Origin of the sequence: Mesorhizobium sp. dw_380, assembly GCF_018588885.1 — a bacterium.
In the GTDB taxonomy this organism is placed as follows: domain Bacteria; phylum Pseudomonadota; class Alphaproteobacteria; order Rhizobiales; family Rhizobiaceae; genus Mesorhizobium.
Genome location: NZ_JAFFIW010000085.1, coordinates 1 through 6,518 on the forward strand (window position 1 = coordinate 1; position 6,518 = coordinate 6,518).

At 67.3% G+C, this 6,518-nt stretch carries 7 protein-coding genes and 1 pseudogene; 1 reads left to right on the forward strand and 7 read right to left on the reverse strand.

The features are described 5' to 3' along the window. Positions 1–101: 101 nt before the first annotated feature. From JT360_RS32645 to JT360_RS32675, 7 genes are all read right to left on the reverse strand, one after another. Positions 102–1,145, reverse strand: coding sequence for a sigma-70 family RNA polymerase sigma factor (locus JT360_RS32645; protein ID WP_214477489.1), 1,044 nt, complete (start codon positions 1,143–1,145; stop codon positions 102–104). A 57-nt stretch (positions 1,146–1,202) separates the two neighbouring features. Then, on the reverse strand, positions 1,203–1,949 hold the full coding sequence (locus tag JT360_RS32650) for an SDR family oxidoreductase (protein ID WP_214477491.1): 747 nt from the start codon (positions 1,947–1,949) through the stop codon (positions 1,203–1,205). A 414-nt stretch (positions 1,950–2,363) separates the two neighbouring features. Further along, positions 2,364–3,119, reverse strand: coding sequence for a pseudouridine synthase (locus JT360_RS32655; RefSeq protein WP_214477493.1), 756 nt, complete (start codon positions 3,117–3,119; stop codon positions 2,364–2,366). A gap of 84 nt (positions 3,120–3,203) precedes the next feature. Then, complete coding sequence (locus JT360_RS32660; RefSeq protein ID WP_214477495.1) at positions 3,204–4,028, reverse strand: alpha/beta fold hydrolase; 825 nt, start codon at positions 4,026–4,028, stop codon at positions 3,204–3,206. Further along, positions 4,018–4,518, reverse strand: coding sequence for an SRPBCC family protein (locus tag JT360_RS32665; protein WP_214477497.1), 501 nt, complete (start codon positions 4,516–4,518; stop codon positions 4,018–4,020). Before JT360_RS32665 ends, JT360_RS32660 begins: the two co-directional genes overlap by 11 nt. After that, positions 4,515–4,850 carry an ArsR/SmtB family transcription factor gene (locus JT360_RS32670; protein ID WP_214477499.1) on the reverse strand — a complete coding sequence of 112 codons (336 nt, stop codon included), beginning with the start codon at positions 4,848–4,850 and terminating at the stop codon, positions 4,515–4,517. The genes JT360_RS32665 and JT360_RS32670 overlap by 4 nt, the downstream gene beginning before the upstream one ends. Before the next feature lie 149 nt (positions 4,851–4,999). Continuing rightward, positions 5,000–5,884: an aldo/keto reductase family oxidoreductase gene (locus JT360_RS32675; RefSeq protein ID WP_214477502.1), complete on the reverse strand. Its 885-nt coding sequence runs from the start codon at positions 5,882–5,884 to the stop codon at positions 5,000–5,002. Positions 5,885–5,977: 93 nt separating this feature from the next. On the opposite strand from JT360_RS32675, the pseudogene JT360_RS32680 reads away from it, so the two are divergent. Next, positions 5,978–6,319, forward strand: a pseudogene (locus JT360_RS32680) (LysR family transcriptional regulator); the annotation flags it as partial. Between the last annotated feature and the right edge of the window lie 199 nt (positions 6,320–6,518).

Sequence of the window (6,518 nt, forward strand, 5' to 3'; positions counted from 1 at the left end):
TGCGTCGCTGCGCTCCTTGCTCCGCCCGTGGATGACGAACGCGGGGGGAGGCTTCGCCAATTGCGGATGTCTGGCGCTGCACAGATTTGATGGTGCGGCGGCTACGCTTCCGATCCAGACCACACCGGCGGCAGGCTGAAAGCGGCGAACAGGTCGGGGCCGAGCGGGCCGACATAGACCGTCAGCGAAGCGATCCCGCCGTCGGCCGGCTCGATGACATGCAGCGACTGCGCGCGCCATTCCGGCTCCTGATGGCGCCGCGCGTAGATCGCGACAGCGGGCTGGCCGTTGGCCCGTATCGCCACCGGGAGATAGCCGGCGAAATTGCTCCACACGGTCCTGAAGAAACCCTGGATCGCCGGGCGACCTCGATACCAGTCGCGCCATGGCGGCATGTGATAGGTGGCGTCCTCGCGCAGCAGCTCGATGAAGCCGTCGAGATTGGCGGCCTGCCAGGCCCTGATATAGCGTTCGAGCAGCAGGCCTTCGTCGCGGTTGGGCTGCGATCGCTGCAAGGGGCGTCCCGTGGGGTAGTGCTGCGCCAGCGTCGCGCGCGCCCGCTGCAGGGCGCTGTTGATCGAGGCAGTCGAGCCGCCCAGCAATTGCGGGGTCTCGGCCGCCGACCAGCCGAGCACGTCGCACAGCAAAAGCGCCGCGCGCTGCCGGGGCGGCAGCAGCTGGATGGCGGCGACGAAGGCGAGCCGCACGGCTTCTTGGGTCTCATAGCGCGCGTCCGGGCCGGGCTCGCCGTCGACAAGGTCCGGCAGCTCGGCGTCGGGGTAGGGCTCCAGCCAGGAAAGCTCGGTGGCCGGCCCGGCAGCGGCGCGGCCTTCTGTCGGCGGCCGTGCGGGCTCTTCGAGAATGCGATGCGCCGTGACCCGCGCCTTGATGGCGTTGAGGCAGGCGTTGGTGGCGATCGTATAGAGCCAGCCGCGCGGCGAGCCGCGCCCGTCGAATTGCGCGCGGCCACGCCATGCCTTGAGGAACGTCTCCTGGACGAGGTCGTCGGCCTCGTGCAGCGAGCCCATCATCCGGTAGCAATGCAGCTTCAGCTCGCGGCGGTGGGCCATCGTCAGGCGCTCGAAGGCCGGCCGATCCTCGATCGGCCGGCCGGATGGTTCAGAAGCGCCGGGAGCGTCCGTCATGTCGAGCCTGCCGTGCGGAATTCGGCCATGCTGATTTCGGTTGGCATCCTGCGCGCCTCATGCCGCCTCTGCAAGGCCGCTGCCGCTCACCGTGAAGGCAGTGCCTTGCCGCTTGCCGCCGGCGAGCGCGACCACGGCGCGTCCGACATCCGCCGGTGTCTGCACATCGCTCATGCTGGCCAGGAAATCTGCCGGGCTGATGCCGAGATAGGCAGAGATTCCCGCGATGCCGCGCTCGCCGACGCCGGTGCCGGCCATGATGCGCATCGGCGCCAGCGCCATGAAGCGCAGGCCAAGGCCAAGCCGATCCGCTTCCTTCTGGCTGTGGGCGGCCAGGAACATCTGCATGCACTTGGCGCCGGAATAACCGCCGGAGTTCGGCGGGCCGCCGCTGAATGCGGCGCCGCTGGAGATCAGCACCACGCGGCTGCCCGGCTTCAGCCCGCCCCGCAGGGCTGCCCTGCAGAACAGGAACGATGCCTTGACGTCCGTTTCCCAATTCGCCGAGAAATCGTCCCAGCTCTGGTCCTGGATGGACGCCGACGCAGCGAAGGCGCCGGCTGAGATCACCAGCACGTCCGGCTGCATGGCGGCGAACACCGCGTCCGGTGCGGCCTCCTGCGTGGCGTCGGTCGCAAGCGTCTTGACGCGCGAGGCCTCCCAGGAGAGGTCTTTCAGATCGGCCGCGCCGCGGGCGACGGCAAGCACGGTTGCTCCTTCGCTGAGCGCTGCTTCCACGATCGAGCGGCCGACACCCCGGCTGCCTCCGACCACGACGACATTTTGACCTTGCAACGATCCCATGGATCACCTCGCTTTTTCCGGCCCGGAGGATTCCAGCGCCTGTAGATGAAGACAGTGCGGGCGAGTGGGAATCATCGGTGGGGCGGTAAAAATCTTTTTGTGAGGCGGTTATCCTCTCTACAGGAAAAGGTTATTCGCCAATGTAGAAGTCGTCATCCTGGGGCGGAGCAAGGAGCATAGCGACGCGGCGCAGACCCCAGGATCCATGCCGCGACATCAACAACGCCAAAGCGGTGCAGAATTCTGTTCCGCCGCATTCCACGGCCGATGTCACGGCATGGATCCTCGGGTCTCCGCGACGGAGCTTCGCTCCTGCTCCGCCCTAGGATGACGAAGGTATAGGCGCTTCGGCCAACATCCAGCGGCCACGCGGCCGATGGATGTATGCAGTATGTGGTATGGTGTTGCGCCCACTCACCCACCCAGCAGCACCAGCTCCTCCGCCGTCAAATGCCGCGCCGTGCCCTTGGCGAGGTCGCCCAGGCGCAAGCCGCCGATGGCGATGCGGATGAGGCGCTTGACCTCGATGCCGTGCGCGGCGAGCAGGCGGCGGATGTGGCGGTTGCGGCCCTCGTCGAGCACAATCTCCAGCCAGGCGGTGCGGCCGCCGCTGCGCAACAGCTCGATCGAATTGGCGGTCAGGGTCTCGCCGTCGACGGTGGCGCCCGCGCGCAGCGCCTCCAGCAGCGTTTCATCCGGCACGGTGCCGATCTGTACGTGATAGGTCTTGGGCAGATGCGAGGCCGGGTCCATCAGCCGGTTGGCGAAACGTGTGTCGTTGGTCATCAGGAGCAGGCCTTCGCTCGCCTTGTCGAGGCGGCCGACCGGCGAGACGAAGGGCAAAGCGAGCCCTTCCAGGCAGGCATAGACGGTGTCGCGCTGCTGCGGGTCGTCGCGGGTGGTGACCAAGCCGCGCGGCTTGTTGAGCATGACATAGACCTTGCGCTCGGCAACGACCTGTTCGCCATCGACGACGATGCTATCGCGATTCAAGTCGACGCGCAGCGCCGGATCGCGCACCACCTTGCCGCCGACGCGCACGCGGCCCTCCGCGATCAGCAGCTCGGCCTGCGTGCGCGAGCACAGGCCGAGTTTTGAAAGCGCACGGTTCAGGCTGACGCCTTGTGGTTTCCGGGTCGGCGGTTTGCGGTTTGGTGGTCGTGCTGCCATGCTGGTCCGGACCGGTCTGATGTGGCAGACAGATGGCACGTGCCGCGACGGCTCTGCAAGCGCACTCGTGGTGCTCCGGTGCGCCTAATCCTGCTTGTTGAAAAACGCCGTCAGCACTGGCGCATGCGCGGCGGGTTTCAGCATGTGGTTCTGGCCGGCCAGTGTCTGGTAGTGGGCGTTGGGCAGCGCCTCCGCCAGCGCCTTGTTGCCATGCTGCATCCACATCGGGCTCTTGCCGCCGTCGGTCACCAGCGTTGGCACGCCGAGCGAAGCCCAGCGGGCGGGATCGAGCGGCTTGCCGAGCTGGTCGCCGGCGACAATGGCGCCGTCGTAAGGCAGGGTGCGCGCTACTGCCTTGAGCTTTCGCCAGATCGGCGTGAGCTTCATGACAAAGATGAGCAGGCCCGGCATGCCGACCGATCTGAGGAAGGCGGCCACCGCGTCGCCACACCTGCCTTCGGCAATGGCGGCCCTGATCGATGTCCAGTCGCCTTGCGTGGTCGCGCGGCTGTCGTCGACGATCAGCGGAGCCTCGTAGAGCGCGAGCTTCTTGATGCCGGGCAGGCGAGTCGCCGCCATCAATGCCAGCATGGCGCCAGAAGACATGCCCCAGACATAGGCCTCGCCGCCGGCGGCCTGGAGCACGGCCTCGATATCGTCGATCTCGCGTTCGACGGCGTAGGGCAGGGTGTCGCCGCTGCCGCCACGGCCACGGCGGTCATAGCGGAACACGGTGAAGCTGCTCTCCAGCGCCTTGGCGAGCGGACCGCTCGGACCCATGCCGCGGCTGCAGAGCGCGCCGTCGACGAGGATGAGCGGATGGCCGTGGCCCCGGTGCTCGCAGGCGATCGGCGTTCCATCTCGCGACAGTACGGCCTGGATAATCGGTTCGGCCTTTTCAGCCAGCATGGCTTGCTCCCTGGCGTATCAACTGCTCCAGCCGGTCGAAGCTCTGCGACCAGCCGTCGCGCATGCCAAGCGCCAGCAGGCGCTCGCGGTCGGCGGCACTTGCCAGCGTCACTTCGAAATGGACATGGGTTTGTCCGCCGTGCGGCGTGAAGGTCACGGTATGACGGCTCTGACCCGGGGGCTTGCCGGCCCATTCGCGAATTTCGGGGTCGGGTTCATCGGAATAGCTCAGCCTGCTGTTCTCGACGACTTCGATATAGCTGCCCTGGTTGCGGTAGAGCACGCCGCTGGCGGTCAGCATGTCGATGCGCCAGCGGCCGCCGACGCGCACGTCAAGCACGCAATGCGGAATGGTGCAGTCCCTGATGCCCCACCACTGCGCCACCAGAAGCGGATCGGTCCACAGCCGGAAAACGCGTTCGATCGGGGCGTTGAAAATCCGCTCGATGGCAAAGCTGCGCTCGGCCACCGCGGTTGCGGGCGCGCTCATTCGGACTTGTCCGCGCCGCGCCGCAACAAATCCTCCATGCGGTCGAAACGGTCTTCCCAGAGTTTTCGGTAATCGTCGAGCCAGCGGTCGATCTCGCGCAGCGGCTTCAGCTCGATGCGGCTCAGATGTTTCTGCGCCGCCCGGCTGCGGGTGACGAGACCGGCCTGTTCCAGAACGCCGACATGCTTGGAGACGGCCCGCACGGTGAGCGCGAAGGGTTGCGCCAGTTCGGCGACCGAGGCTTCGCCGTCGAGCAGGCGGGCCAGGATCGCCCGGCGCGTGGGGTCGGCCAAAGCGGCAAATGTGTCATCGAGAGAGATCGGAACAGTCATTATGGAACCATTTAGTTCTGGAACTTAATGGTTCTATAAAGGCATAAGAAGGGCACGTCAAGATATCTCTCATCGCACCTGCCGAATACCAACGGGTAAGCAACTTAGCCGGGGCAGGGACTGCCCCGGCAAGGGATGGTCGAGCCGCCTCAGGCCGCGGCGGCGGCCTCGTCGGCGATGCCGTTCAGCACGGCGAGCGCGTCGGCCGGCAGGTCCAGTTCGGCGGCGGCGAGGTTCTCGCGGAGATGCCCGACCGACGAGGTGCCGGGGATGAGCAGGATGTTGGGCGCGCGGCGTAGCAGCCAGGCGAGCGCCACCTGCATGGGGGTCGCGCCGAGCTTGCGGGCGACATCGGCCAGCGTGGTAGACTGCAGCGGGGTGAAGCCGCCGAGCGGGAAGAACGGCACATAGGCGATGCCGGCCGCGGCAAGCTCGTCGATCAGCGCGTCATCCTCGCGGTGCGCGATGTTGTACTGGTTCTGCACACAGATGATGTCGATCATACTGCGTCCCTGTGCGATCTGGGCCGATGTGACGTTGCTCAAACCAATATGGCGTATCAAGCCTTGACGCTGCAGTTCGGCGAATGTGTTCAGCTGTGGCTCGAGCGATCCTTCCGCCGGTCCGTGGATGCCATGCATGGAGCGCAGGTTCACGACGTCGAGAATTTCCAGCCCGAGATTGCGCAGATTGTCGTGCACGGCCTGCGTCAGCTCCTGCGGTGACATTGCGGGGATCCACGATGCATCGGCGCCGCGCCGGGCACTGACCTTGGTGACGATGGTCAGGTTGGCGGGGTAGGGGTGCAGCGCCTCGCGGATGATCTGGTTGGTGACGTGCGGGCCGTAGAAATCTGATGTGTCGATGTGGTCGACGCCGCTGGCGACCGCCTCGCGCAGCACGGCGACTGCGGCATCGCGGTCCTTCGGCGGACCGAAGACGCCGGGGCCGGCCAGTTGCATGGCGCCGTAGCCGAGGCGCTTCACGGTGCGGTCGCCGAGTTTGAAAGTTCCGGCCTTGCTGATGTCGGTCATGGTCTGATCTCCTTTGGATCAGCCCAATATAGACAGAGCGCGCCTGCGCGATAATATGGTGCAATCGGCACAGCCTGTACGGAGGGGCGAACAATGGCGACGGATCTCGGTGATCTCCAGGCGTTCATGGCGGTGGCGCGCGCGGGCGGTTTTCGCGAGGCGGCCAGAGTGGGCGGCGTCAGCGCCTCCAGCCTGAGCGAGACGGTGCGGCGCCTGGAGACCGGGCTTGGCGTGCGGCTCCTCAACCGCACGACGCGCAGCGTGGCGCCCACCGAGGCCGGAGCGCGGCTGCTCGACCGGCTCGGCCCGGCGCTCGCCCAATCCGAGGCCCCCCCTGCCCCCGCCAACGGGTTTCCCCGCCGCCCGCCCGGCACCCCCCGCCCCACCCGCCCCGCGCTCTGCGCGAACACGTGTCTCCCCCCCCCCTTCCCCCCCCCCCCCCCCCCCTCCCCCCGCCCCCCCCCCCCGCGCCCCCCCCCGCCCCCCCCGCCCCCCCCCCCCGCCGGGCCCCCCCCCCGCGGCCCGGCCGGCGGCAGCAGTTCAAAGTTCACTCCCGATGTTCGCACTCTCGTCCCCGCTGATCTTCCGAGCAGCGAGCGACGCTACCTCGGGCCAGACCTAGTGCAGACCCAGG

Excerpts from the sequence above, each read along its gene's own strand:
- JT360_RS32645 (WP_214477489.1), bottom strand. The coding sequence starts at position 1,145 with ATGACGGACGCTCCCGGCGCTTCTGAACCATCCGGCCGGCCGATCGAG.
- JT360_RS32650 (WP_214477491.1), bottom strand. The coding sequence starts at position 1,949 with ATGGGATCGTTGCAAGGTCAAAATGTCGTCGTGGTCGGAGGCAGCCGG.
- JT360_RS32655 (WP_214477493.1), bottom strand. The coding sequence starts at position 3,119 with ATGGCAGCACGACCACCAAACCGCAAACCGCCGACCCGGAAACCACAA.
- JT360_RS32660 (WP_214477495.1), bottom strand. The coding sequence starts at position 4,028 with ATGCTGGCTGAAAAGGCCGAACCGATTATCCAGGCCGTACTGTCGCGA.
- JT360_RS32665 (WP_214477497.1), bottom strand. The coding sequence starts at position 4,518 with ATGAGCGCGCCCGCAACCGCGGTGGCCGAGCGCAGCTTTGCCATCGAG.
- JT360_RS32670 (WP_214477499.1), bottom strand. The coding sequence starts at position 4,850 with ATGACTGTTCCGATCTCTCTCGATGACACATTTGCCGCTTTGGCCGAC.
- JT360_RS32675 (WP_214477502.1), bottom strand. The coding sequence starts at position 5,884 with ATGACCGACATCAGCAAGGCCGGAACTTTCAAACTCGGCGACCGCACC.